This is a genomic window from Pseudomonas putida (assembly GCF_028682635.1).
GTDB classification, from domain to species: domain Bacteria; phylum Pseudomonadota; class Gammaproteobacteria; order Pseudomonadales; family Pseudomonadaceae; genus Aquipseudomonas; species Aquipseudomonas putida_AE.
In genome coordinates this window covers 214,126-239,353 of sequence record NZ_JANHLK010000006.1, presented here as the reverse complement: position 1 = coordinate 239,353, position 25,228 = coordinate 214,126, and the positions used below count along the sequence as shown (strand labels likewise).

Below are 25,228 nucleotides of genomic sequence, written 5' to 3'. Positions count from 1 at the left end.
TAGCGGCATTCTGGCGCTGCCCATACCTCACTTGCAAGGCGCGCCTCATGGCAAAGCATAGACAAGCCACCAGCCCCAGGCGGGCCGGGGGCAAATCCGCGATTGCAGTGAAGTTTTAGCAAAAAATCACGGAACCCCGGGATCGTGCCTAAACTCCAAACTGCGCGGCTGGACTAATAACCGGCCCAACTGGTGTCAGGTAGGCGCCAGCACCCTTGTCCATTGGTATGCACACAAAGAGAAAAAAGCTATGAAACGGATTCTTCTCGGTACTCTCTTCACCGCTGTATCCATCAACGCCATGGCGCAGGCGCCAGGCGGTCCGGATTGCGGTTGGGGCAACATGCTGTTCGAAGGTCAGCGTGGCACCCCGGCTCACTTCCTGGCATCCACCACCAACGGCACTTCCGGCAACGCAACTTTCGGTATGACTTCTGGTACCAACGGTTGCTCGACCAACGCGTCGCTGACCTATGGCGGCAAATCCTGGTTTGCCATGAATGGCATGATGAACGAGCTGTCCGAAGACATGGCTAAAGGTCAGGGCGAAGCGCTGACCACCTACGCCGTGGTACTGGGCGTGGCGCCGGAAGACCGTGCGCACTTCGCCGCTGTCACTCACGAGCACTTCCAGCAGATCTTCAGCAAGGCTGACGTGACCGCGGAAGATGTGCATACCAACACCCTGGCCGTTCTGAAGAGCGATCCTCGTCTGGCCAAGTACGCCACTCAGGCATAAGCTCGACCCGCCCCGCTTCTTTCGAGAAGCGGGGTTTTATTTTTTGGACCTGCCCCTCTTTGGGTAATGTCATGCAACTGTAGGAGCTGGCTAGCCAGCGATGGCCTCATAGGCGCTGTGTTCATCCAGTCAACACGCGTCATCGTTAACGACCATCGCTGGCAAGCCAGCTCCTACAGTTGAATTGCATCCATTGTGCTGGGTCTTTATTTTTTCCTGTTCAAGTTGCCACTTATGCTCAAACGCCTTGCCTGGCTGGCGCTCTGTGTCTGCGCCCCGCTGTCCGCCGCGCCTCATATCGATCCCCAACGTTTGCAGCAGCTGGCCAACGATCCTTTCTGGATCTCCCTCGGTCACTACGAAACCGCCAAGCTTGGTGGCTGGCGCAGCTATGTCAGCGACAAAAAATTCTTTCTCGCCGCCGATGGCAATGAACATTCGGACCATGAACTGGCAGCCACCGTGCAAGCGCTGTACGCCCCTGCCAGTGCGGGTGAACAGCATGCGCAATGCGTCTATCCGGCCCGTACCCGCTGGCTGAAAGCGCAGCTCAACCTGACCGATCTTCCGGCACCGGACTGCCCCGAATTCAAGCAATGGTTCAAGGACGTCTCGCCCCACAGCGCGGTGATGATCTTTCCGGCAGCCTACCTGAACAGCCCGTCATCGATGTTCGGCCACACGCTGCTGCGCATCGATCAGGCCGATGTACAAAGCGACAAGACCTCGCTGCTCAGTTACGCGATCAACTTCGGCGCCTACATCGAGGGGTCGGACAACAGCATCCTGTACGCATGGAAAGGCTTGATGGGTGGCTATCCGGGACTGTTTGCACTAGTGCCTTACCAGGAAAAACTCTCGGAATACCGCAGCCTCGAAAACCGCGACTTGTGGGAGTACCGGCTGAACCTGACCCAGCAGGAAACGGCGCGGATGGTCGAGCACGTCTGGGAGCTGAAACAGATTCAGTTCGATTATTTCTTCTTCGACGAAAACTGCTCCTATCGCCTGCTGGAACTGCTGCAAGTGGCGCGCCCGAGCCTGCGCCTGACCGGGCAATTCCCGCTGACCGCCATTCCCACAGACACCGTCAAGGCCGTAAAAGAAGCCGGGCTGGTGGAGTCCATCCAGTACCGCCCTTCCCGCGAGCGCGAACTGCTGAGTCGCGCCGAGACACTGACCGACGAAGAACAGCAGTGGGTGCTGAAAGTCAGTGCTGACCAGAAGCAACTGCAAACACCCGAATTCAAGGCACAACCCCGCGCGCGCCAAGCGTTGATCATCGATGCGGCCTATCGACTGGAGCGCTACCGCGCCAATGGTCAGGAGCGCGACCCGCAACGGGCACAGCGCAGTTTCGAACTGCTGCGGGCGATCAACCAGAACCCCGCACCAGAGCTCGATATCCCGCAACCCGGGCTTCCGGAAGATGGCCACGAATCCCGCACCTGGCAGGCCGGCCTCGGCACCCGCGGTGATCGTGCCTTTGGCGAGTACGGCCTGCGCATGGCCTATCACGACCTCAACGACAACGCCGAAAGCTTCCCCCTCGGCGCTCAGATCGAAATCCTGCAATTGAAACTGCGCCAGTACGAAGGCAATGACTGGCAAGTGCAGCAACTGGACCTGGCGACGATTCGCTCCCTGACCCCGCGCAACGAGTTGCTGCAACCGCTGTCGTGGCAGGTCACCGGTGGCCTGGAGCGGGTGCCGGGCAAGCATGATGATGAAACCCTGGTCAGCCACGTCAATGGTGGAGGCGGTGGAACCTGGCAACTGGCCGACGACACCCTCGGTTTTGCCCTGGGCACCGTGCGCGTGGAGCACAACAATGATTTCGCCGAATTCATCTCTCCGGCGGCGGGTTTCAACACGGGTCTGCTGTGGAAAAACCCGCTGGGGAATCTGAGCCTGGAGGCGAAAGGCGATTTCTTCACCAACGGTGAAGTGCGCCGTAGCCTGAGCCTGAACCAGCAGTGGGAATTGTCGCGCAACCTCGGTCTGCGCCTGAGTGCCCAGCGCGAATTCAGCCACCTGGCCACGCCCGAGAATGAAGTGATGCTTGAGGTGAAGTGGTATCACTACTGACGCAACCAAATGCCTGCAACCATGGCCTAACCCCTATAACGGGAGAAAACCATGAGTCGTGCCTTCGTCAATGAAGATAATGCTGCTGCACAAGCTGATCAGCCAGTTGAACGGCAGGTCAGCGCGCAGCCCAATTACGTTACGCCCACTGGTCTCGCCCAATTGCAGGCGAAGGTCGCCGAGTTGCAGAACCTGTTGGGAGAACTGAGCGCACAAGGAGACTTGGCCAACAAGCAGCGAAAGGCAGACCTTCAGCGCGACTTGAGGTATTTCAGCCAGCGCCTGCAAAGTGCTCAGCTTGTACCGCCCCCGAGCTCAACGAAAAAAGTACAGATTGGCAGTCGAGTAACCTTCGCCGACGAACAGGACACGGAGCTGACCGTGCAACTGGTGGGGGAAGATCAGGCTAACGCGCCAGCCGGCCTGATCAACTGGGGGTCTCCGCTGGGCCGGGCGCTGCTCGGAGCGCAACTCGGTGACGAGGTGCTATGGCAACGCCCAGCCGGCGATCAACTGATCGAGATCATCCGCATCGAACCGGCTTAAACCACACCCTGGGCGAGCATGGCGTCGGCAACCTTGACGAAACCGGCGATGTTCGCGCCCTTGACGTAGTTGACCTGACCGTTTTCTTCCCCGTAATGCACGCAGGCGTGGTGGATCGACTGCATGATCGCGTGCAGCTTGCTGTCCACCTCACCACCAGTCCAGAGCAGGCGCATGGCGTTCTGCGACATCTCCAGGCCGCTGACGGCCACCCCACCGGCATTCGACGCCTTGCCCGGCGCGAACAGGATGCCTGCCTCGATGAACAGGTCGACGGCTTCGAGGGTGGTCGGCATGTTCGCGCCTTCCGCCACACAGATGCAGCCATTGCGCAGCAACGCCCGTGCCGCATCGGCATCCAGTTCGTTCTGCGTGGCGCACGGCAGCGCGATGTCGCAGCTCAGCCCCCATGGATGCTGGCCAGCCAGGAACTCCAGGCCAAAACGACCGGCCAGTTCGCTGATGCGTCCGCGCTGGACGTTTTTCAGTTCCAGCACCGCCTGCCATTGCGCCTCGGTCAGCCCGCTTTCGCAGTACAGCGTGCCTTCGGAGTCGGACAGCGAAATCACTTTGCCGCCCAGGTCCATGACCTTGCGCGCAGCATATTGCGCAACGTTGCCGGAACCCGAGATGGCCACGCGTTTGCCTTCGACGGTTTCACCGCGACGCTTGAGCATTTCCTCGGCGAAGTACACGCAACCGAAGCCGGTGGCCTCAGGGCGGATCAGGCTGCCGCCGTAGCTCGGGCCCTTGCCGGTCAACACGCTGGTGAACTGGTTGCTCAAGCGCTTGTACTGACCGAACAGGAAGCCGATTTCACGGGCACCGACACCGATGTCACCGGCCGGCACGTCGACATCGGCACCGATGTGGCGGTACAGCTCGCTCATGAAGGCCTGGCAGAAGCGCATGACTTCGGCATCGCTCTTGCCTTTGGGGTCGAAATCCGAACCACCCTTGCCGCCGCCCATCGGCAGCGACGTCAGCGAGTTCTTGAAGGTCTGCTCGAAGGCGAGGAACTTCAGGACACCCAGGTTCACCGACGGATGGAAACGCAGACCGCCCTTGTACGGACCAATGGCGCTGTTCATCTGGATACGGAAACCGCGATTGACCTGCACCTTGCCGTGATCGTCGACCCAGGACACGCGGAACACGACGGCCCGCTCAGGCTCGCAGATACGCTCAAGAATGCCGGAGGTCAGATAGTGTGGATTGGCTTCAAGAAAGGGCCACAGGCTACGCAGCACCTCTTCGACGGCCTGATGGAATTCAGGCTGGTCCGGGTCGCGTTTTTTCAGGCGGGCAAGGAAGGAGTCGACGGATTCGATCATGGAAAAGTCTCGGCAAATTTATTGTCGTTGGAAGATTTGAGCCGGACTTTAACAAACCAATCGCGCACAGGAACAGCGCAGAATGTCGCTTTTATGAAATTAAATGGTGCACAGGATATAAATTAACCCTGTTTCCGCGGTGTTTTTGCACCCAAACAGGGATTTCAAAATCCAGTTTTGCACCATCAGTTAGCCCGCCTTCGCGAGCAAGCCCGCTCCCACAGGGGAACGCATTTCAAGAGGTGGGAGCGGGCTTGCTCGCGAAGAACGAGACTCGGTGCCAGTGAATAAACACGCTAAAAAAAACGGAGCCCGAAGGCTCCGCTTTTTCATGCCACCAACCCGAATCAGGCCAGTTTCTTGTGGCGTACCCGGTGCGGCTGGGCAGCGGCTTCGCCAAGACGCTTTTTGCGATCGGCTTCGTATTCGGTGTAGTTACCTTCGAAGAACACCGCTTGCGAGTCGTCTTCGTACGCCAGGATGTGAGTCGCGACGCGGTCAAGGAACCACCGATCGTGGGAGATCACAATGGCGGCGCCCGGGAAGTCCAGCAGGGCTTCTTCCAGGGAACGCAGGGTTTCAACGTCGAGGTCGTTGGACGGTTCGTCGAGCAGCAGGACGTTGCCGCCCTCTTTCAGGGTCAGGGCCAGGTGCAAGCGACCACGCTCACCACCGGACAGGTCCTTGACGAACTTCTGTTGGTCACCGCCCTTGAAGTTGAAGCGGCCCACGTAAGTGCGCGACGGGATCTCGTAGTTGCCGATGCGGATCTGGTCGGAACCGTCGGAGATCTGCTGGAACACGGTCTTGCTGCCGTCCAGGTCTTCGCGGCTCTGGTCGACGCAGGCCAGCTGCACGGTTTCGCCGACTTCGATGCTGCCCGAATCCGGAGTTTCCTTGCCCATCAGCATGCGGAACAGGGTCGATTTACCGGCACCGTTACCGCCGATCACGCCAACGATGGCGCCTTTCGGCATGGAGAACGACAGGTTGTCGATCAACACGCGATCGCCATAGCCCTTGGTGACGTTCTTGAACTCGATGACCTTGTCGCCCAGGCGTGGACCGGCCGGAATGTAGATCTCGTTGGTTTCGCTGCGCTTCTGGAATTCCTGCGATTGCATTTCTTCGAAGCGTTGCAGACGTGCCTTGGATTTCGACTGGCGGGCCTTGGCGCCTTTGCGCACCCACTCCAGTTCTTCCTTCATGGCTTTTTCGTGAGCCGACTGCTGCTTGGATTCGGCAGCCAGACGATCGGACTTGGCTTCCAGCCAACCCGAATAGTTGCCCTCGTAAGGAATGCCCGCGCCGCGGTCAAGTTCCAGAATCCAGCCAGCGACGTTGTCCAGGAAGTAACGGTCGTGCGTGATCGCGACCACGGTGCCCGGGAAGTCGTGCAGGAAGTGCTCCAGCCACGCAACCGAATCGGCGTCCAGGTGGTTGGTCGGTTCGTCGAGCAGCAGCATGTCCGGGGCGGACAGCAGCAGGCGGCACAGGGCCACGCGACGTTTTTCACCACCGGAGAGGACTTCAACCTTGGCATCCCAGGCCGGCAGGCGCAGCGCATCGGCGGCGACTTCCAGCTGACGCTCCAGGTTGTGGCCGTCGCTGGCCTGCAGGATGGCTTCGAGCTTGGCCTGTTCGGCTGCCAGCTTGTCGAAGTCGGCATCCGGATCGGCGTAGGCCGCGTAAACCTCGTCCAGGCGTGCCTGGGCATCCTTGATCACGCTGACCGCTTCCTCGACCACTTCACGCACGGTCTTGGTCGGGTCCAGTTGCGGCTCTTGCGGCAGGTAGCCGATGTTCAGGTCCGGCATCGGACGGGCTTCGCCGTCGAACTCGGTGTCGACGCCTGCCATGATTTTCAACAGGGTGGACTTACCCGAACCGTTGAGGCCGAGCACGCCGATCTTGGCGCCCGGGAAGAACGACAAGGAGATGTTTTTCAGGATTTCCCGCTTCGGTGGAACAACTTTGCCCAGCCGATGCATGGTGAATACGTATTGAGCCATGGAGAACCTTGGGTCAGTGACTGATGAAATGATTAGGGTGCAGGCGAGGCCTGGCCAGACCATGCGCGCTGTACGCTTGACGAGGCCAATGCGTATGCGCTGAAAAAAGTCTGATTCTAGGAGCTGGAACGCTCCCGCGTAACCGGCAAAGCTACCTTAATGACAGATGGCAGTCCAGCCGAGCGGGACTGGCACTTTGCCACAACTCAAGGCATGCTAGCCGCCCTTCGGGCGTCCGGCTTATAGTGCACGTCGCGCCAGTCCAGCCAAACCGCAGGATTACAGTTTGTCCAGTGTCCCTCCGTCCCTGATCACCCGTGCACCGACTGTTGCACCCGGCTCGCCCATGCGCGGCACACTCAAGGGCGCTTTGGCGATGTTGGTGTTGCTGCTGCTCGCATTGCTGTTCTGGCAATTGCTGGATCAGCTGCGCGAAACCCAGAAGAGCAAGCGCCAGGCCACCATCGACTACACCGCCGACCTGGCCACGCAAGTCAGCCTGAACATGGCGCTCAACGCGCAGATCGCCCTCAACCTGCTACCGATTGTCGAGCAGCCGCAAAGTGCCGACGAGCTACTGGACTTGCAGCGCAAACTGCAAAAATCCCTGCCCGACCTGCTGAGCCTCGCACTGCTCAGTCCCTCGGGAAGAATCCTCAGTGACACGGTTGGCACCCGCGAAGATGCCGACTATCTGGCGGAACTGGTGCGCCGCAGTCGCGCACAACCCCACTATTACAGCAACGCCATCGACGGCTCGCGAGTGCATTTGCTGTTGCATCAATCTAGCGGCAGCAACCGCGGCTATTGGGCCTTGCGCTTCAAACCGACGTTTTTCGCCTCCCTGACCAAGCTCAATGAAACGGCGGCGGCTCCGCTGTGGTTGGTGGAAAACCGCTTCAATCACCAGATCATCAGCCGCGACCAGGCGTTGCCGCAGGTCAACCCGGGCACCCTGACCCAGGACGATGTGGCCAACAGCGTACTGACCGTCCCACTGAGCGGCAGCGACTGGCAACTACGAGGCCTGTTCGATCGTCAGCGAGTACTCGAGGAACTGCTGCCGGCCTTCATCGGCAAATGCCTGCTGGGCCTGGCCTTTTCCATGTTGCCGTTCATCGTCCTGCTGAACATGCGCCGTCGCCAGCGCCAACTGCACGAAGGTCGCCGACGCTACCAGGAGATTTTCGAAGGCACTGGCGTGGCCCTGTGCGTCCTCGACATGTCGGGCCTGCGCAGCCTGTTCGACAAGGCTCAGTTGCTGCGCGACGAGCAACTGCAAACCTGGCTGGGGACACCAAACCTGCGCCGGCAATTGTTGCAGGAACTGCGCATCACCGAGGTCAATCAGGTCGCCCTGCAACTGCTGAACGTCAACACCTGTGAGCAAGTGTGGAACCTGCTGATCGATGGCAACCCCGTGGCGGGCAGCGCCATCGGCAATCAGGTCCTCGAAGCGGTGCACAAGCAACAGCAGCAGCTTGAACTGGAAATCAAGCTGCAGGACGCCGGGGGTCGTGACCAGCACCTGTGGCTGGTGTTGCGCCTGCCGCAAAACCCGGACGACTTCAAGGCCGTGATCCTGAGCATCACCGATATCACCAGCCGCAAGCTCATCGAGCTGTCGCTGCAGGAGCGCGAAGGCTTCTGGTCCGACGTCGTGCGGACCGTGCCCGATCACCTTTACGTGCAAGACGTGATCAGCCAGCGAATGATCTTCAGCAACCACCATCTGGGCCAGACGCTGGGCTACAACCGCACTGAACTGCAGCAGATGGGCGAGTACTTCTGGGAAATCCTCCTGCACCCCGACGATGCCGACTACTACCACCGCTCGCGCCAGAGCCAGCGGCAAGGCGGTTACAGCCAATTGATGCAGTGCCAGTTGCGCTTTCGCCACCGTGACGGCGAATGGCGGCGCTTCGACATTCGCGAGCAGGCACTGGCACGGGACAAGCATGACCAGGTCACCCGCATCATCGGCGTGGCCAAGGACGTTACCGAGCAGATTGAAGCCAGTGAGTCGCTGCGCGACAGCGAGCAGCGCTACAGGATGCTCGCTGAAAGCATCAGCGACGTGATTTTCTCCACCGACAACCGCATGGCGCTCAACTATGTCAGCCCGTCGGTGCAGGCAGTGCTGGGCTATGAAGCGGAGTGGATTTTCCAGAATGGCTGGCAATCGACCATTGCCAATCCGCAACAGCTGAGCGGCATCTACCACTTGATGGATCGCGTCAGCAAAGCGCTGGATAAACCCGAACAACTGGCCCTGTTGCGCAGCCAGGTGCAAACCCAACTGTTTCTGTTCGACTGCCTGCGCGCCGACGGGCGCAAGATTCCCATCGAACTGCGGCTGGTATTGGTCTGGGACGAACACGGTGCCTTCGAGGGCGTGCTGGGGGTCGGTCGCGACATCAGCCAGCAACGCCGGGCCGAGAAAGACCTGCGAATGGCCGCCACGGTATTCGAGCACTCGACCTCGGCGATCCTGATCACCGACCCGGCCGGCTATATCGTCCAGGCCAACGAAGCCTTCAGCCGTGTCAGCGGGTATGCCGTGGAACAGGTACTCGACCAGTTGCCGAACATGCTCACCGTCGACGAGCAGCAGGAAGCCCATTTGCGCTACGTGCTCAAGCAACTGAACCAGCACAGCACCTGGGAAGGCGAAGTGTGGCTCAGGCGCCGCAATGGCGAGCATTATCCGGCCTGGGTCGGCATAACCGCGGTACTGGACGATGAAGGCGACCTGGCCAGTTACGTGTGTTTTTTCAGCGACATCAGCGAACGCAAGGCCAGTGAACAACGGATTCACCGCCTGGCCTATTACGACGCCCTGACCCACCTGCCCAACCGCACGCTGTTCCAGGATCGCCTGCACACCGCGCTGCAAGCCGCCGAGCGGCAGAAGTCCTGGGTGGTGTTGATGTTCCTCGACCTGGACCGCTTCAAGCCGATCAACGATTCCCTGGGCCACGCCGCCGGTGATCGCATGCTCAAGGAAATGGCCACGCGCCTGCTCGGTTGCGTCGACGACGACGACACCGTAGCGCGCATGGGCGGCGATGAATTCACCTTGCTCCTGCAACCACGGGCCAACCGTGAAATCGCCCTGAACCGGGCGATTCACGTGGCAGAGCAGATTCTCGCCAGCCTGGTCAAACCCTTCGTGCTCGAAGGCCGCGAGTTCTTCGTCACGGCCAGTATCGGCATCGCCCTGAGCCCGCAGGACGGCAATGAACTCAGCCAACTGATGAAAAACGCCGACACCGCGATGTACCACGCCAAGGAACGCGGCAAGAACAACTTCCAGTTCTATCAGGCGGACATGAACGCCAGCGCCCTGGAGCGCCTGGAACTGGAAAGCGACCTGCGACACGCCTTGGAACAGAACGAATTCGTGTTGTATTACCAACCGCAATTCAGCGGCGATGGCAAACGCCTGACCGGTACCGAAGCCTTGCTGCGCTGGCGTCATCCGCGCCGCGGCCTGGTGCCGCCGGGGGACTTCATCCCGGTGCTCGAAGAGCTCGGCCTGGTGGTGGATGTCGGCGATTGGGTGATCAGCGAGGCCTGCCGTCAGCTCAAGACCTGGCATCAGGCCAAGGTGCGCGTGCCGAAGGTGTCGGTGAACATCTCCGCCCGGCAGTTCTCCGACGGCCAGCTCGGCACACGGATCGCCAACATCCTGAAGGACACCGGACTGCCGCCGGCATGCCTGGAGCTGGAGCTGACCGAAAGTATCCTGATGCGCGAAGTCAGCGAAGCCATGCAGATTCTCGCCGGCTTGAAAAACCTTGGCCTGAGCATCGCGGTCGACGACTTCGGCACGGGCTATTCATCGCTCAACTACCTCAAGCAGTTCCCGATCGACGTCCTGAAAATCGACCGCACCTTCGTCGACGGCCTGCCGTCGGGCGAACAGGATGCGCAGATCGCCCGGGCGATCATCGCCATGGCCCACAGCCTCAACCTGGCGGTGATCGCCGAGGGTGTGGAAACCCAGGAGCAGCTTGATTTCCTCAGGGAACACGGTTGCGACGAGGTCCAGGGGTACCTGTTCGGGCGGCCGATGCCAGCCAATACCTTTGAAGTGCAGTTCAGCAATGATGCCCTCTTCATGTTCGACTGAAATTTTGTGGGGATGCCATCGCCAGCAGGCTGGCTCCCACAAGAATTTAGGTCGGCCAGGGAATTTGCAGGCTGTCGCGACTTCTGTGGGAGCCAGCCTGCTGGCGATTGGGCCGGCACGATCACCACTGATCCCGTCATGAAGCCCACTTGTCTGCGACATGATGTCGTTTCATATGCCTTCCAAAACCCATTGGGTTAGAATGCCCCCCTTTTCCGCCCCCGATCCTTGAGGACCGCCATGTTCAGCCGTGATTTGACTATTGCCAAGTACGACGCCGATCTCTTTGCCGCCATGGAGCAAGAAGCTCAGCGCCAGGAAGAGCACATTGAGCTGATCGCTTCGGAAAACTACACCAGCCCCGCGGTGATGGAAGCTCAAGGCTCGGTACTGACCAACAAGTACGCCGAAGGCTACCCGGGCAAGCGCTACTACGGTGGTTGCGAGTACGTCGACGTCGTAGAGCAGTTGGCCATCGACCGTGCAAAAGAACTGTTCGGCGCCGATTACGCCAACGTTCAGCCACACGCCGGTTCCCAAGCCAACAGCGCTGTTTACCTGGCCCTGCTGTCGGCTGGCGACACCATCCTGGGCATGAGCCTGGCCCACGGCGGTCACCTGACCCACGGTGCCAGCGTTTCGTCCTCCGGCAAGCTGTACAACGCCATCCAGTACGGCATCGATGCCAACGGCCTGATCGACTACGACGAAGTCGAGCGCCTGGCTGTTGAACACAAGCCAAAAATGATCGTGGCCGGTTTCTCTGCCTACTCGCAGATCCTCGACTTCCCGCGCTTCCGTGAAATCGCCGACAAGGTGGGTGCCTACCTGTTCGTCGACATGGCCCACGTGGCCGGTCTGGTCGCCGCTGGCGTCTACCCGAACCCGGTTCCATTCGCTGACGTGGTGACCACCACCACCCACAAGACCCTGCGCGGTCCACGTGGTGGCCTGATCCTGGCTCGCGCCAACGCCGACATCGAGAAGAAGCTGAATTCCGCCGTATTCCCAGGCGCCCAGGGCGGCCCGCTGGAGCACGTGATCGCCGCTAAAGCGATCTGCTTCAAGGAAGCGCTGCAGCCTGAGTTCAAGGCTTACCAGCAACAAGTGGTGAAAAACGCCAAGGCCATGGCCGGCGTGTTCATCGAGCGCGGTTTCGACGTGGTTTCCGGTGGCACTGAAAACCACCTGTTCCTGCTGTCGCTGATCAAGCAGGAAATCTCCGGTAAAGACGCCGACGCCGCCCTGGGCAAAGCGTTCATCACCGTGAACAAGAACTCCGTGCCAAACGACCCACGCTCCCCGTTCGTCACCTCCGGCCTGCGCTTCGGCACCCCGGCTGTGACCACTCGCGGCTTCAAGGAAGCAGAGTGCAAGGAACTGGCCGGCTGGATCTGCGACATCCTGGCGGACCTGAACAACGAAGCGGTGATCGATGCCGTTCGTGAGAAGGTCAAGGCGATCTGCAAGAAGCTGCCGGTGTACGGCGCTTAATTACAGCGCTTTACCGAGCCAGACAAAAACCCGACCCTCTGTGGTCGGGTTTTTTATGCGTAAATTCTTTTATAACCCGCGACGTCGACATTCCAGACAAACTAACAAAACGGCAACCAGCCATTTAATAAAACCCTGGAAAAACCCTGCCTTAATTTAAATCACGCCACTTTTATTAGAATCGCTATATTCCAAGGAAAGCACTTTCAGCTTGAGCACAAACCCACTCAAACAAGCGCTACAACCAAACGAATAGCGAGACAAGACAATGACTACAGACCGGCAAAAATCATTTATTGCCACACTAGGCACAGACAACATACCGCTGCACTTTCTCGACTTGCTTCATGGCGAGCCAGCCATCGCCAGTAGTGTATTTGCCAGTGGTGGCTTTTTTACCGGCCCACCACAACGCAGAGACGACTCCCACCGGCTTGGGCTGCACCCTGAAATTTCGGCAGATGCCATACCCGGCCTATTACTCTATTTCAGATATACAAATTATGGCTACAGACTCTATATCCGGACGCCAGGCCCGTATTTCGGAAAGTGCATCAGTGTCGATACATCCGGGTTTGTCGGCGCATTCCCCATTGCCGGTTCCACGACATTCAACTTGATCAATCGTCACAACAGGGCTATGACACTGGACGACATCAGGGAAGACAGCCTGGAGACCTACATCCAAGTCAGTGGATCCGGGCTCCTCCACCGCCAAAATCTATACGGCTCAAAGTACACATACATCGCCAACAAGGGACAGACACCCCTGCTTTGCAGATTGAAAATTCTTGAAAGAAATGCGACTTACCTAAGCACCCCAGATGAAATCTAAGTAACTCCAACCAACAGTTGAAACTTTATCAAGGAAGATAAAATGAGCACCGATCGTCAAAAATCCTTCATTGCCGAACTGTCCACCAATTTCGGTCACCTGCACTTCCCTCGACTGACCCATAACAAAAAAGTCACCATGCAACCCCCTAAGCATTATAAGTACGAAGGCACACTAGATATTTCCAACTATCTTTTCGCGGACAGCAAAAATCCCCACAACACTTTAAGATTTTATTTCAGGTGCACCGCAAACCACTACCATATTTACATACGCACGCCAGGCGCCTATTACGGAAGCATCCTCGGCATGAACAAATACAAAACCATTATTGCAACAGAAAATAAAGACGCTGCCAATTTCAACCTTCTCGACAAAAACGGCAACGTGATTACATTGGATGACATCTCTTCCAATAAATTGTCCTTAACGATCCAGACCACTCATGGGGTCCCGCTTGCCGGTACGAAATATATGTATTCCCACGATGGTCATCATGTCAATGCAGGCGGAGGCGGGAGCAACCTGGTCTTTCACCTGAACATCATCGAGCGCAATGCCTCTTATGTCGACAATCCGGACGAAGTCTAAAACTGATCCGAAAGCGCCTCGACTTCCCCCTTGAACCCGATTCGATTTTTTTCACAGACCCAAACCGCTCAAGACCGGGCCTTGCCATTCAACTGGTAAGACCGGTCATGCCAATTTCAACATTTTCCCTTGCGATCACCCGAAGTCCACGCCTAGACTGCGCCTGCACTGGACATACCGGTAAGACCACAATAATTAAGTCCTGAAGCCGAAAGCCCTCAAACTCGGCAGCCAGGACACCGACCAGGATTCCTCCCATGCTCAGATGGTGCTCGCGTTCAATCTTCCTCCAAGTGGTTCTCGGACTGGTGCTCGGCATCGTCTGCGGGCTGACCCTTCCCGAATACTCCGCTCAGCTCAAACCCCTCGGGGACGGTTTCATCAAGCTGATCAAGATGCTCATCGGCCTGATCGTGTTCTGCGTCGTGGTCAGCGGCATCAGCGGTGCCGGCGACCTGAAGAAGGTCGGGCGTATCGGCCTGAAATCCGTGATCTATTTCGAAGTCTTGACCACCATTGCCCTGGTGATCGGCCTGGTGTTCGCCTTCAGCACCGGTATCGGCAGTGGCGCGAACATTCATCTGGAACAGCTTTCTGCGGCTGACATGGGCGATATCGCCCAGCGCGGCCAGCACATGCATACCACCACACAGTTCCTGATGGACCTGATTCCGACCTCGGTGATCGGTGCATTTGCCGATAACAACATCCTGCAAGTCCTGCTGTTTTCGGTGTTGTTTGGCAGCGCCCTGAATCTGGTGGGAGAAGCGGCGTCGGGCATTTCGCGACTGATCAACGAACTCAGCCATGTGATCTTCCGCATCATGGGCATGATCGTGCGACTGGCACCGATCGGCGTATTCGGCGCGATCGCCTTCACCACCAGCAAATACGGCCTGGACTCGCTGCAGCATCTGGGCAGTCTGGTCGGCCTGTTTTACCTGACCTGCGTGGCCTTCGTGGCGCTGATTCTCGGCCTGGTCATGCGCCTTTCCGGCCTGAAGATGTGGCCGTTGCTCAAGTACCTGCGCGAAGAACTGCTGATCGTCATGGGCACCGCCTCGTCAGACGCTGTGCTGCCACAAATCATGCGCAAGCTTGAGCATCTGGGTATCGGCAGCTCGACGGTCGGGTTGGTGATTCCCACCGGATATTCGTTCAACCTCGACGGTTTCTCGATCTACCTGACCCTGGCCATCGTGTTCATCGCCAATGCCACCGGCACGCCGCTGGCCATGACCGACTTGCTGACGATTCTATTGGTGTCCTTGATCACCTCCAAAGGCGCACACGGCATCCCGGGTTCGGCCCTGGTGATTCTGGCGGCCACGCTGACGGCAATCCCGGCGATTCCCGTGGTGGGCCTGGTGCTGGTGTTGGCCGTGGACTGGTTCATGGGGATCGGCCGGGCCCTGACCAACCTGATCGGCAACTGCGTGGCCACCGTGGCGATCGCTCGCTGGGAAAAAGACATCGATGTGGAGCGGGCGAACAAAGTGCTTTCCGGCCAGGTGGGTTATACCTTCCAGCCGAGAAAACCGGTGGCTGCGGCCCATCAGCAGGAATTTTGAATGAACGCCGTGCCTGCTCCCGGGCAGGCATGGCCAAACCGTTTTTGAGCTCATGGAGCGAACAGTGATTACCTCGTCGACCGTTGTAAATTCAGTCGTAGAAAAACTTCGGGCCGCGCTGGCCCGCGGTCAGTGGCGTTCCGGTGACATGCTGCCAGGGCAACGCGAGTTGGCCGAACAACTGGGTATCAGCCGCCCCAGCCTGCGAGAAGCCGTCATCGTGCTCGAAACCCTCGGTCTGGTGCGGTCCATGCCGGGTAAAGGGGTGGTGGTCCTGGAGGCCAATCTTGCCGACAGCCAACAGCACGACAGTGCCGTGGCCGCCGCAAGCCTGGAAGACGTACTGCAACTGCGCTACACCCTTGAGCCGTTCATCGTCGGTCTGGTGGCGCAGTCGATCAGCAGCAAGGAAGTCGGGCAACTGCGCCTGACCCTGATGGACATGCGCGAAGCCCTGGAGGCCAACGACAGCGAAGCCGGGGTGAGCGCCTACATTGCGTTCCACGAAGAACTCTTCACCCTGACCTCGAACCCGATCTTCCAGAGCGTTGTCCAGCAGACCAGCAATGCGCTCAAACAAAGCGCCGAAGTGCTGCGCAATTCCCCGGAGCATCTGGCCGAACGCCTCGAAGAAAACGAAGCGGTGGTGCGGGCGATCCGCAGCAAGAACAGCGCCCAGGCCAGTGCCGAGATGCGTCGGCACATCCTTCGCGAGGGCCAGCGCATGGGCATTGAACTGAACATCCCGGACGACAACCTTGGCAGTTGAACCCTCTTCGAACTGGAGATTGGCCATGAACAGCTTCGTTTCACCGCAAACGCTTACGACCCTGCCCTTTCCACCGGCGGCGGATGATCTGTACTCGCGGGTCCTCGACGCCATTCTTGAACAGCGCATCCATGAGGCCAGTCGCTTTACCGAAGAAAGCCTGGCGCAAATGTTCGGTGCAAGGCGCAGTGACATGCGTGATGTGCTGATGCGACTGTCCCATCAGCAGATCATTATTCTGCGGGTCAATCATCGCCCCCGTGTAGCGGCGCTCAATGTCGATCAAGTTCGGCAAACGCTGCATGCGCGGCGACTGACCGAGCTCATGCTGGTGAAGCTGGCCTGCCAGCGGCCCTGCACGCAAGCCTTGAAGCGCCTGAGCGCGTTGGTCGATCGCGAGCGCCAATGCACTGAGCGTGGCCGGGCAATACGTCTGGCAGGAGAGTTTCACCTACAGTTGGCAGAAATGGCGGGCAATGCACCGTTGGCGCATTTTCTCGGCAGCCTGGTGCCACCGAGTTCGCTGGCGATTGCGCAGCTTGAGGTGTGCGGGGAGGACTACTGCGCCTGGCAGGTGCACGAGAAAATAGTGGACGCGCTTACGCGTAGGGATGCCGCGATGGCAGCGACATTACTGAACCGGCATCTGGATCATCTGGAGGCGGTATTGCTGAACGCTCAACCGCTCTCCAACCGCAAGCGTATTGCCGGTTAGTTCGCCGCCACTCGAGCGAACCCCTGGCGAATCTTTTCTTCCGGCAAATCATCGGCAATGAACACGATCACGCTTTCGCGCGCTTCATCGTCGGCCCACTCGGTGTCCCAGTCGAATCCGTACAACTTAAGAACCCCCTGAAACACCATCCGACGCGGTTCGCCGAGGATGTTCAAAACGCCCTTGTAGCGCAGCAGTTGCTTGCCGTGGTCTTCCAGCAGTTCGTTCATGAACTCGCTGAGCTTGTCGATATCCAGCGGCTTGTCGGTGCGCAGCACCAGGCTGGAAATACGGTCGACGGACGGCGCCTGACTGACCGGGCGCAAACTCACGCCACCACCAAGGTCGGCATTGAGATTGAAACCACGCACGTCGAGCAGTTCGGCCAGGTCGATCTTGCCGTGGTCGACCACGCGGATCGGTGCACGGCGATTGATACGGGTCAGACGCTCGCTCAACGCAGTGAACGCAGGTTCGTCCACCAGATCACGCTTGCTCACCAGCAGCCGGTCGGCGAAACCGATTTGCGCCTGGGCGATGGTCTGGGTCAGATGCTGCTCGGCGTGTGCCGCGTCTACCAAGGTGATGATGCCGTCGAGGATGTAGCGCTCGCGCAGCTCCTCGTCGATGAAGAAGGTTTGCGCCACCGGAGCCGGGTCGGCGAGGCCGGTGCACTCGATCACCAGGCGGTCGAAGGCGATTTCGCCACTGTCGAGACGTTCGAGCAGCAGATACAGGGCCTTGGTCAGGTCGGTGTGGATCGTGCAACAGACGCAGCCGTTGGACAGCGTCATGACTTGAACCGGCTCGTCACCCAACAGTTGGGTGTCGATGCCGGCGTCGCTGAATTCATTTTCGATCACGGCGATTTTCAGGCCATGCTCGGCTTTGAGCAGGTGGCGCAACAGCGTGGTTTTGCCGGCGCCGAGGAAGCCGCTGAGGATCGTGACCGGGATTGGAGTGAGCAAAACGAAAATCTCCCATGCGCTGATAAAACTGTAGGAGCCCGGCTTGCCGGCGAAGGCGTCCGGAAGATCGCTTTCGCCGGCAAGCCGGGCTCCTACAGTGGTGTGTCGCCTAGGCGTGTTGTATCAACAACACTTCGGCCCACCCTTGCCACCGTAACGAGCTTCCTGGCGTTCCCGAAAGAACATCTCGTAGCTCATCACCGGTTTGTCCGGGTGCTTTGTTTGCATATGCTCGACGTAATTGTCGTAGTCGGGCATGCCGACCATCAGGCGCGCGGCCTGACCGAGGTATTTACCGAGGCGACTCAGGTCATTGAACATGCTGCAATCCTCTGGTTACGCATCCGGCAGCGCCTGGAACGGCGCTTCCTTGTCCGTGCGCTCTTTCGTACCCCAGGCAGAAATACCGACCTTGAGTGCGTAGAACAGGATGCTGAATACCACGAACAGGAACAGCGCGGTCAGCGTGGCGTTGGTGTAGGCGTTGAAGATCACGTGCTGCATCTGAGTGATGTCCTTGGCTGGAGCGAGGATCTGGCCATTGGCCAAGGCATCGCTGTATTTTTTCGCCAGGGCCAGGAAGCCGATCGCCGGGTTGGCGTCGAACAGCTTGATGAAGCCGGCGGTGGTGGTGCAGATCAGCAACCACACGGCAGGCAGCATGGTGACCCAGACATACCGCTGACGCTTCATCTTGATCAGCACGACGGTGCCGAGCATCAGCGCGATACCGGCGAGCATCTGGTTGGAGATGCCGAACAGCGGCCACAGGGTATTGATGCCACCCAGCGGATCGATCACGCCCTGATACAGCAACCAGCCCCACATCGCCACACAGCCAGCGGTGGCAATCAGGTTGGCAGTCCAGGACTCGGTGCGTTTGAGCGCGGGCACGAAGGAGCCGAGCAGGTCCTGCAGCATGAAACGCCCGGCACGGGTGCCGGCGTCCACCGCGGTCAGGATGAACAGCGCTTCGAACAGGATCGCGAAGTGGTACCAGAACGCCATGGTGTTTTCACCCGGCAGCACACTGTGCAGGATCTGCGCGATGCCGACCGCCAGGGTCGGTGCACCGCCGGCACGGGCCAGGATGGTGGTTTCGCCGATGTCGTGCGCTACTGCCTGCAGCGCCTCAGGGGTGATTGCAAAACCCCAGCTGCTGACGGTTTGCGCCACAGCCATCACGTCACCGCCCACAACTGCGGCGGGGCTGTTCATGGCGAAGTACACGCCTGGCTCGATCACCGATGCGGCGACCATGGCCATGATGGCCACGAAGGACTCCATCAGCATGGCGCCATAACCGATGTAACGGGAGTTAACCTCGTTATCCAGCAGTTTCGGCGTGGTGCCGGAGGAGATCAGCGCATGGAAACCCGAGACCGCGCCACAGGCGATGGTGATGAACAGGAACGGGAACAGACCGCCCTTCCACACCGGGCCAGTGCCATCGACAAATTGGGTCAGCGCCGGCATTTTCAGCTCGGGCATGGTGATCAGGATGCCGATCGCCAAGGCCACGATGGTGCCGATTTTCAGGAACGTCGACAGGTAGTCACGCGGTGCCAGGATCAGCCAGACCGGTAACGAAGCTGCCACGAAACCGTAACCGACCAGCATCCACGTAATCTGAACGCCATTGAAGGTGAAGGCCTTGGCCCAGACCGGATCCGCAGCAATCTGCCCACCCAGCCAGATCGACCCCAGCAGCAGCAATACGCCGATCACGGAAATCTCACCGATGCGGCCCGGGCGGATGTAGCGCATGTAGATGCCCATGAACATCGCGATCGGGATGGTCGCCATCACCGTGAAGATCCCCCACGGGCTTTCGGCCAGGGCCTTGACCACGATCAGCGCCAGCACCGCGAGGATGATGATCATGATCAGGAAGCAGCCGAACAGCGCGATGGTGCCGGGGATGCGGCCCATTTCTTCCCGGACCATGTCGCCCAGCGAACGGCCGTTGCGGCGGGTGGACATGAACAGGACCATGAAGTCCTGCACGGCACCGGCCAGCACCACGCCGGCAATCAGCCACAAAGTACCGGGCAGATAGCCCATCTGCGCCGCCAGGACCGGACCGACCAGCGGCCCCGCGCCAGCGATGGCCGCGAAGTGGTGACCGAAGAGGATATGCTTGTTGGTCGGGACATAATCCAGACCGTCATTGTTGAGCACGGCGGGGGTAGCCCGTCGAGCATCGAGTTGCATGACATTATTAGCGATGAACAGACTGTAGTAACGATACGCAACGAGATAGATGGCCACGGCAGCGACCACGATCCACAAAGCGTTGATCGCTTCACCTCGGCGAAGTGCCACGACGCCCAGGGCGCACGCCCCAACGATTGCCAGCAGCAGCCAGGGTAAGTGGCGTAGCGGGCTATTATTATTTTTCATTTTATTATTCCAGCCAGAGTGGACAAGAAAGACAGCAACATCGAGTTTAGCTCGCCTGACAGCAAAGGCCATACCCCAACATTGGTCTAGACACCTGGCGGCGCTGGCAGCTTTTCGCGATGCCGGTCTATAGTCAGCGTACATTTCCGAGGATCGTGCCATGAGCGAGCTCCCTGCCGAACGTCGCCGTTTCAAACGTATTGCGTTCGATGCCAGAACCGAGCTGGGCCAGGGGCCGTTCATCTGGCCGGTGAAACTGATCGACCTGTCGCTCAAGGGCTTGCTGATCGAGCGGCCGGAACCCTGGCTGGGCGATCCGCAGCAAGATTTTTTTGTCGACATCCATCTGAGCGAAGACGTCGATATCGAGATGGATGTGCAGTTGACCCATCAAGACCACGGGCAGCTCGGCTTCGAGTGCAGGCATATCAGCCTGGAGTCCATTGAGCGCCTGCGGCGATTGATTGAATTCAATCTGGGGGATCCGCAGGAGCTTGAGCGGGAACTGGGTGCCCTCATCGAAATCTGAATCGCCCCCCCCTGCAGGAGCGAGCTTGTTCGCGAAAAACGTCCGGATCACGCGCTCACTCAGACAGCTCGCGTCATCGTTGACGTCCATCGCGAGCAAGCTCGCTGCTACAGGGGATTGGTGTTATTCGAAGAGGGCGTCGAGCGCCTGCTCCAGTCGGGTGACCGCGATGATCTGTAACCCCGGCGGCGCTTCTTTCGGTGCATTGCCCTTGGGCACGATCGCCCGCTTGAAGCCGTGCTTGGCCGCTTCCTTCAGGCGCTCCTGACCGCTAGGCACCGGGCGCACTTCACCGGACAGGCCGACCTCACCGAACACCAGCAGGTCATGGGGCAGCGGCCGATTACGCAAACTCGACATGACGGCTGCCATCAAGGCCAGGTCAGATGCCGTTTCCAGTACTTTCACCCCACCGACCACGTTGAGAAACACATCCTGGTCGTGGGTGGGAATGCCGCCGTGCCGGTGCAAGACCGCCAACAACATCGCCAGGCGGTTCTGGTCCAGGCCCAGGGTCACCCGGCGCGGATTGGCCAGGTGACTGTCATCGACCAGCGCCTGGACTTCCACCAGCATCGGCCGTGTGCCTTCCCATGTCGCCATGACCACACTGCCTGGGACTTCTTCCTGGGCACGGGTCAGAAAAATAGCCGAAGGATTGGAGACTTCTTTCAGGCCTTTGTCGGTCATGCCGAACACGCCCAGTTCGTTGACCGCGCCGAAACGATTTTTTACCGCCCGCAACAGGCGCAGGCGCCCGTCGGATTCACCTTCAAAATACAGCACGGTGTCGACCATGTGTTCCAGCACCCGCGGCCCCGCCAGGGCGCCTTCCTTGGTCACGTGCCCCACAAGGAAAATCGCGGTGCCACTCTGCTTGGCATAGCGCACCAACAGCGCCGCGCTTTCGCGAACCTGGGACACGCCACCCGGCGCCGATTGCAGCTGTTCGGTGAAAATCGTCTGGATCGAGTCGATCACCATGACCCGGGGCTTTTCCAGCCGGGCGGTGGCAATGATGGTTTCAATGCAGGTTTCGGTCATGACCCGCAGCTGATCCTGAGGCAGCCCCAGGCGTCGGGCGCGCATGGCCACCTGCTGCTGCGACTCTTCGCCCGTGACATACAACGCCGGCATGCTCTTGGCCAGATTGCACAAGGTTTGCAGCAGAATGGTGGATTTGCCGATGCCGGGATCGCCGCCGATCAGCACTACCGAGCCGTCTACCAGGCCGCCACCGAGCACCCGGTCGAGCTCACCGGAAGCCGTGGAGAAACGCGGGACTTCCTCGACACTGACTTCAGCAAGGGTCTTGATTTGCGCCTGCTGGCCGGCCCAGCCGGTGCGACCGCTGGGCGCTGCTGCCCCGCCACTTTCCACCATGGTTTCGGTGAGCGTGTTCCAGGCGCCGCACTCGCCACATTGTCCGGCCCACTTGGGAAAGGTTGAGCCACACTCGGTGCAGCCGTACATGCGCTTGGCCTTGGCCATCGGAACTCCCGGCAAAAACCGCGATGATAGCTCAGGTCAGCTGTCCTGGTACGTCGCGATTGATGCCAGACAACCTTAATTGAATACGGCTGGTGAATAGCAATCTTGTTCGAAAGACCTCAATTACAAATTCATAACATATAAGTTATTTACTTATACACAAATTCACCAAAATACCTGGCCACCCTAACAGCGACAGAAAAAAACCTGTACAAATATTAACTATCAACTCCCTACATGTATAACACCACCTTTAATAGTCATACAAACATATGACGCCTGAGTCTTACCTCCCACTAAATCCGATTGTAGATTGACACCCTGACCTAATAACCAGTGCAACCTGCTGGAAGACTTATCACCCCTTTACCGGTGAGCGTCGGAACATTCAAATCACTCGTGCAATCCATAGCGATTTCTTTCAAGCCCATCATCGATTGCCCAGCGGCTGGAAGCAGATGCAAGGAGATCCCGGCGCATGGAGAAGCGCAATTTGTAAACTTTTTACCGCAGAATCAGTCGATTGCAGGCAGACCTCACACGCAGTCGTTTCGAGCAGGATGCGATCTGCTGATTTACACTGCGTTCACCAACCTCATCTGTAACAAGGAAATGTCCTATGGGCGTGATAAGCGAGTTCAAGGCCTTCGCCGTCAAAGGCAATGTGATCGACATGGCCGTCGGTATCATCATCGGCGCTGCTTTCGGCAAGATCGTGACGTCGTTTGTCGGCGATGTGATCATGCCCCCTATCGGTCTACTGATCGGCGGGGTGGACTTCAGTGACCTGGCCATTACGCTCAAGGCCGCCCAGGGCGATGCCCCGGCGGTGGTGCTGGCGTACGGTAAATTCATCCAGACCCTGATCGACTTCGTCATCGTCGCCTTCGCAATCTTCATGGGCGTCAAGGCCATCAACCGCCTCAAGCGTGAAGAAGCCGTCGCGCCCACCCTGCCGCCGGTTCCGACCAAGGAAGAAGAGTTGCTCGGTGAGATTCGCGACTTGCTCAAGGCCCAGAACAACCGACCTTGAAACAAACGGCGCCATCAAGGCGCCGTTTTTTTTTACCAGAAGTTCTCGACCGCCACCTGACCGGGTCGCCGGCTGAGGCTCAAGTGCATGTCGCGCTGCTTGAGCAATTTGCGCGTGTCATCGATCATCTGCGGGTTTCCGCACAACATCACCCGTGAATGCTCAGGCGTCAGCGCCACGCCAGCCGCCCGCTCCAGCTCGCCGTTTTCAATCAAGGTGGTGATCCGCCCGTTGAGGGCGCCGGGGTGCCGCTCGCGAGTCACGGTGTTGATGAGCTGCAACTTGTGGGCAAACTCCTGCAAATAGTCGCGCTGCGCCAAGCCGGCGATCAGCGCCTGATAAGCCAATTCCCTGGACTCCCGGACGCTATACACCAGGATGATGCGCTCGAATTTTTCCCAGACCTCGAAATCCTGCAGGATCGATAGAAACGGTGCCAGACCTGTACCGGTGGATAACAGCCACAAATCACGGCCGTCGACGAAGCGGTCGAGTGTCAGGTAACCATAGGACTGCCGATCGACCAGCAGCGTATCGCCCACGCCCAGCCGGCTGAGCTCGCTGGTGAATTCGCCGCCGGGTACGACGATGGAAAAGAACTCGAGAAACTCGTCGTAGGGTGAAGACACCATGGAATAGGCGCGCCATACCGTACTGCCGTCCGCCTTGACCACGCCCAGCCGGGCGAATTGCCCCGCGCGAAAGCGAAAACCTGCATCCCTCGTGGTGCGCAGGGTGAACAGGTTCGACGTCAACGGCTGGACATCGAGCAAGGTCTGGCGGGTAAATTTCTCTTCACTGGCGGTCATGGGGTGCTCCCTTCAACACATGACCGCAGTGTCTCGCATTGCGGGCCCCATAAACACCGGCGATTTGTAGTGTTTTTAGCGAAACATCTTCTGATGAGTGACTATTCCCAAATACATTTAACCACTTGGTTAAACAATAAGAAAACCTGCGCAATTACATTAACACTGACATCTTTCGAACTAGATCACATTAGAACCATAAACCTGATTTGAAAATTAAAACAAAACAAAAAATTCTCACCGCCTTGTATGAAACATCCTACAATCCGTGCGTACTGCACATTGGATCCATACACACCCGAGCCAATGAAAACGGGAGCTCAAAGATGGAAAGGTGGAAGGAGTTACAACTCAGCCAGATAGCCGGCGCAAAGGAGATCGATACCGCCTACCAGGTAGCGCTGCGTTTCGCGAAAAATATCGGATATAAATTTTTTGAATTTTCAGTCACTTACAAAACCAGATCGGAGCAAATAAACACACTCAGACTCAACAATTATCCTGCAAGCTGGAACACCGAGTATGAACAGAAAAAACTTGGTAAAATTGACCCAGTAGTGGCTCATTGCAATCAAACCATGTTGCCCGTTCTATGGAGTGAAGAGCTCTTCTGCAAAGTCCCATCGATGTGGGAAGCGCTTGGAATTCAAGGATTTCAACACGGCTGGTCGCAATCGTTGCATGACGACGAAAGCGGCCTGTTCAGCATCCTGAGCCTGGCCCGGAGCCATTGTCCCATCAGTGCGTTTGAGCTGTACGAGAATTTCGGCTTTTCCGTCTTCATAGGACAGCGTCTGCATGCACTGGTCGCACAATCGCTTCCAACGCATTCGGCAAAATCGGCTGCGACGAATTTGTCGCTTCGGGAAATCGACGTGCTGAAACTCGCAGCCGATGGCAAGACGGCCTACGAGAGTGCCAGGATTCTCAATCTCAGTGCACGCACCGTCAATTTCCATGTGCAGAGTGCGATTGAGAAACTGGGGGTCAATAACAAGATTTCGGCCGTCATTGCCGCAGTCAAGGCGGGCTATTTCGGCAGCGGCGCGCTGCGCTGATCACAAAACCTGCGGGTAATCCAAAAGAAAAAATCGTACCATTTGCATCCCTCTTGAGTGTTGACGTGTAAAAAAGCATGCCGCAGTTCACTCGGACGGTCCCGCCCG

Annotated in this window: 20 protein-coding genes; 13 read left to right on the top strand and 7 right to left on the bottom strand. The window is 58.5% G+C overall.

Annotated elements, in window-relative coordinates:
- The first annotated feature begins 250 nt into the window (after positions 1 to 250).
- The 3 genes from NPS56_RS10355 (at position 251) to NPS56_RS10345 (ending at position 3,373) form a co-directional block, all read left to right on the top strand.
- Positions 251 to 739, top strand: coding sequence for a DUF3015 domain-containing protein (locus NPS56_RS10355; RefSeq protein WP_020798660.1), 489 nt, complete (start codon positions 251 to 253; stop codon positions 737 to 739).
- 234 nt (positions 740 to 973) lie between these two features.
- Entirely contained in the window at positions 974 to 2,827 is a 1,854-nt protein-coding gene (locus NPS56_RS10350; protein ID WP_274074529.1) for a DUF4105 domain-containing protein, read from the top strand.
- A 51-nt stretch (positions 2,828 to 2,878) separates the two neighbouring features.
- Positions 2,879 to 3,373 carry a GreA/GreB family elongation factor gene (locus NPS56_RS10345; RefSeq protein WP_274074528.1) on the top strand — a complete coding sequence of 165 codons (495 nt, stop codon included), beginning with the start codon at positions 2,879 to 2,881 and terminating at the stop codon, positions 3,371 to 3,373.
- On the opposite strand, the gene gdhA is transcribed toward NPS56_RS10345, so the two are convergent.
- The gene (gene gdhA, locus NPS56_RS10340) at positions 3,370 to 4,707 is read right to left on the bottom strand and encodes an NADP-specific glutamate dehydrogenase (RefSeq protein ID WP_274074527.1); all 1,338 of its coding nucleotides are present in this window, start codon (positions 4,705 to 4,707) and stop codon (positions 3,370 to 3,372) included. The two genes, NPS56_RS10345 and gdhA, sit on opposite strands and share 4 nt — an antisense overlap.
- 347 nt (positions 4,708 to 5,054) lie before the next feature.
- Positions 5,055 to 6,719 (bottom strand): energy-dependent translational throttle protein EttA, encoded by a 1,665-nt coding sequence (gene ettA / locus NPS56_RS10335; protein WP_008058240.1) that lies wholly within the window; start codon positions 6,717 to 6,719, stop codon positions 5,055 to 5,057.
- A gap of 346 nt (positions 6,720 to 7,065) precedes the next feature.
- On the opposite strand from ettA, the gene NPS56_RS10330 reads away from it, so the two are divergent.
- The 7 genes from NPS56_RS10330 to NPS56_RS10300 all read left to right on the top strand — a co-directional run bounded on the left by NPS56_RS10330 (position 7,066) and on the right by NPS56_RS10300 (position 16,829).
- Positions 7,066 to 10,854: a sensor domain-containing protein gene (locus NPS56_RS10330; protein ID WP_274074606.1), complete on the top strand. Its 3,789-nt coding sequence runs from the start codon at positions 7,066 to 7,068 to the stop codon at positions 10,852 to 10,854.
- A 240-nt stretch (positions 10,855 to 11,094) separates the two neighbouring features.
- Positions 11,095 to 12,348, top strand: coding sequence for a serine hydroxymethyltransferase (gene glyA, locus NPS56_RS10325; protein WP_077185842.1), 1,254 nt, complete (start codon positions 11,095 to 11,097; stop codon positions 12,346 to 12,348).
- 268 nt (positions 12,349 to 12,616) lie between these two features.
- Positions 12,617 to 13,183, top strand: a complete 567-nt coding sequence (locus NPS56_RS10320) for a hypothetical protein (protein WP_274074526.1) — start codon at positions 12,617 to 12,619, stop codon at positions 13,181 to 13,183.
- Between the two features lie 42 nt (positions 13,184 to 13,225).
- On the top strand, positions 13,226 to 13,774 hold the full coding sequence (locus NPS56_RS10315) for a hypothetical protein (protein WP_274074525.1): 549 nt from the start codon (positions 13,226 to 13,228) through the stop codon (positions 13,772 to 13,774).
- Positions 13,775 to 14,031: 257 nt separating this feature from the next.
- Entirely contained in the window at positions 14,032 to 15,345 is a 1,314-nt protein-coding gene (locus tag NPS56_RS10310; RefSeq protein WP_274074524.1) for a C4-dicarboxylate transporter DctA, read from the top strand.
- A 64-nt stretch (positions 15,346 to 15,409) separates the two neighbouring features.
- Positions 15,410 to 16,114, top strand: a complete 705-nt coding sequence (locus NPS56_RS10305) for a FadR/GntR family transcriptional regulator (RefSeq protein WP_274074523.1) — start codon at positions 15,410 to 15,412, stop codon at positions 16,112 to 16,114.
- A 25-nt stretch (positions 16,115 to 16,139) separates the two neighbouring features.
- Positions 16,140 to 16,829 carry a GntR family transcriptional regulator gene (locus NPS56_RS10300; protein ID WP_274074522.1) on the top strand — a complete coding sequence of 230 codons (690 nt, stop codon included), beginning with the start codon at positions 16,140 to 16,142 and terminating at the stop codon, positions 16,827 to 16,829.
- Here NPS56_RS10300 and yjiA read toward each other — a convergent pair.
- The 3 genes from yjiA to NPS56_RS10285 all read right to left on the bottom strand — a co-directional run bounded on the left by yjiA (position 16,826) and on the right by NPS56_RS10285 (position 20,200).
- Positions 16,826 to 17,797, bottom strand: coding sequence for a GTPase (gene yjiA, locus NPS56_RS10295; RefSeq protein WP_274074521.1), 972 nt, complete (start codon positions 17,795 to 17,797; stop codon positions 16,826 to 16,828). The genes NPS56_RS10300 and yjiA overlap by 4 nt on opposite strands.
- Before the next feature lie 123 nt (positions 17,798 to 17,920).
- Complete coding sequence (locus tag NPS56_RS10290) at positions 17,921 to 18,118, bottom strand: YbdD/YjiX family protein (RefSeq protein WP_007895266.1); 198 nt, start codon at positions 18,116 to 18,118, stop codon at positions 17,921 to 17,923.
- A 15-nt stretch (positions 18,119 to 18,133) separates the two neighbouring features.
- Entirely contained in the window at positions 18,134 to 20,200 is a 2,067-nt protein-coding gene (locus NPS56_RS10285) for a carbon starvation CstA family protein (protein WP_274074520.1), read from the bottom strand.
- Between the two features lie 160 nt (positions 20,201 to 20,360).
- On the opposite strand from NPS56_RS10285, the gene NPS56_RS10280 reads away from it, so the two are divergent.
- Positions 20,361 to 20,729 carry a PilZ domain-containing protein gene (locus tag NPS56_RS10280; RefSeq protein WP_274074519.1) on the top strand — a complete coding sequence of 123 codons (369 nt, stop codon included), beginning with the start codon at positions 20,361 to 20,363 and terminating at the stop codon, positions 20,727 to 20,729.
- A gap of 123 nt (positions 20,730 to 20,852) precedes the next feature.
- Here the strand turns inward: NPS56_RS10280 and radA are convergent, their stop codons facing one another.
- A complete protein-coding gene (radA, locus tag NPS56_RS10275) occupies positions 20,853 to 22,220 on the bottom strand; it encodes a DNA repair protein RadA (RefSeq protein WP_274074518.1) in 1,368 nt (455 codons plus the stop codon).
- Positions 22,221 to 22,839: 619 nt separating this feature from the next.
- Here radA and mscL point away from each other — a divergent pair.
- Complete coding sequence (gene mscL, locus NPS56_RS10270) at positions 22,840 to 23,253, top strand: large-conductance mechanosensitive channel protein MscL (protein ID WP_274074517.1); 414 nt, start codon at positions 22,840 to 22,842, stop codon at positions 23,251 to 23,253.
- 32 nt (positions 23,254 to 23,285) lie between these two features.
- On the opposite strand, the gene NPS56_RS10265 is transcribed toward mscL, so the two are convergent.
- Complete coding sequence (locus NPS56_RS10265; protein ID WP_274074516.1) at positions 23,286 to 24,062, bottom strand: ferredoxin--NADP reductase; 777 nt, start codon at positions 24,060 to 24,062, stop codon at positions 23,286 to 23,288.
- A 326-nt stretch (positions 24,063 to 24,388) separates the two neighbouring features.
- Between NPS56_RS10265 and NPS56_RS10260 the strand changes: the two genes are divergently transcribed.
- Positions 24,389 to 25,120: a LuxR family transcriptional regulator gene (locus tag NPS56_RS10260; protein ID WP_274074515.1), complete on the top strand. Its 732-nt coding sequence runs from the start codon at positions 24,389 to 24,391 to the stop codon at positions 25,118 to 25,120.
- Positions 25,121 to 25,228: the final 108 nt, after the last annotated feature.

What these genes read in the sequence shown, in the direction of transcription:
- NPS56_RS10300 (WP_274074522.1), top strand. Translation starts at nt 16,140, where the DNA reads ATGAACAGCTTCGTTTCACCGCAAACGCTTACGACCCTGCCCTTTCCA.
- glyA (WP_077185842.1), top strand. Translation starts at nt 11,095, where the DNA reads ATGTTCAGCCGTGATTTGACTATTGCCAAGTACGACGCCGATCTCTTT.
- NPS56_RS10260 (WP_274074515.1), top strand. Translation starts at nt 24,389, where the DNA reads ATGGAAAGGTGGAAGGAGTTACAACTCAGCCAGATAGCCGGCGCAAAG.
- NPS56_RS10315 (WP_274074525.1), top strand. Translation starts at nt 13,226, where the DNA reads ATGAGCACCGATCGTCAAAAATCCTTCATTGCCGAACTGTCCACCAAT.
- NPS56_RS10280 (WP_274074519.1), top strand. Translation starts at nt 20,361, where the DNA reads ATGAGCGAGCTCCCTGCCGAACGTCGCCGTTTCAAACGTATTGCGTTC.
- NPS56_RS10285 (WP_274074520.1), bottom strand. Translation starts at nt 20,200, where the DNA reads ATGAAAAATAATAATAGCCCGCTACGCCACTTACCCTGGCTGCTGCTG.
- ettA (WP_008058240.1), bottom strand. Translation starts at nt 6,719, where the DNA reads ATGGCTCAATACGTATTCACCATGCATCGGCTGGGCAAAGTTGTTCCA.
- NPS56_RS10355 (WP_020798660.1), top strand. Translation starts at nt 251, where the DNA reads ATGAAACGGATTCTTCTCGGTACTCTCTTCACCGCTGTATCCATCAAC.
- NPS56_RS10310 (WP_274074524.1), top strand. Translation starts at nt 14,032, where the DNA reads ATGCTCAGATGGTGCTCGCGTTCAATCTTCCTCCAAGTGGTTCTCGGA.
- NPS56_RS10345 (WP_274074528.1), top strand. Translation starts at nt 2,879, where the DNA reads ATGAGTCGTGCCTTCGTCAATGAAGATAATGCTGCTGCACAAGCTGAT.
- gdhA (WP_274074527.1), bottom strand. Translation starts at nt 4,707, where the DNA reads ATGATCGAATCCGTCGACTCCTTCCTTGCCCGCCTGAAAAAACGCGAC.
- radA (WP_274074518.1), bottom strand. Translation starts at nt 22,220, where the DNA reads ATGGCCAAGGCCAAGCGCATGTACGGCTGCACCGAGTGTGGCTCAACC.
- NPS56_RS10350 (WP_274074529.1), top strand. Translation starts at nt 974, where the DNA reads ATGCTCAAACGCCTTGCCTGGCTGGCGCTCTGTGTCTGCGCCCCGCTG.
- NPS56_RS10290 (WP_007895266.1), bottom strand. Translation starts at nt 18,118, where the DNA reads ATGTTCAATGACCTGAGTCGCCTCGGTAAATACCTCGGTCAGGCCGCG.
- NPS56_RS10265 (WP_274074516.1), bottom strand. Translation starts at nt 24,062, where the DNA reads ATGACCGCCAGTGAAGAGAAATTTACCCGCCAGACCTTGCTCGATGTC.
- mscL (WP_274074517.1), top strand. Translation starts at nt 22,840, where the DNA reads ATGGGCGTGATAAGCGAGTTCAAGGCCTTCGCCGTCAAAGGCAATGTG.
- NPS56_RS10330 (WP_274074606.1), top strand. Translation starts at nt 7,066, where the DNA reads ATGCGCGGCACACTCAAGGGCGCTTTGGCGATGTTGGTGTTGCTGCTG.
- NPS56_RS10320 (WP_274074526.1), top strand. Translation starts at nt 12,617, where the DNA reads ATGACTACAGACCGGCAAAAATCATTTATTGCCACACTAGGCACAGAC.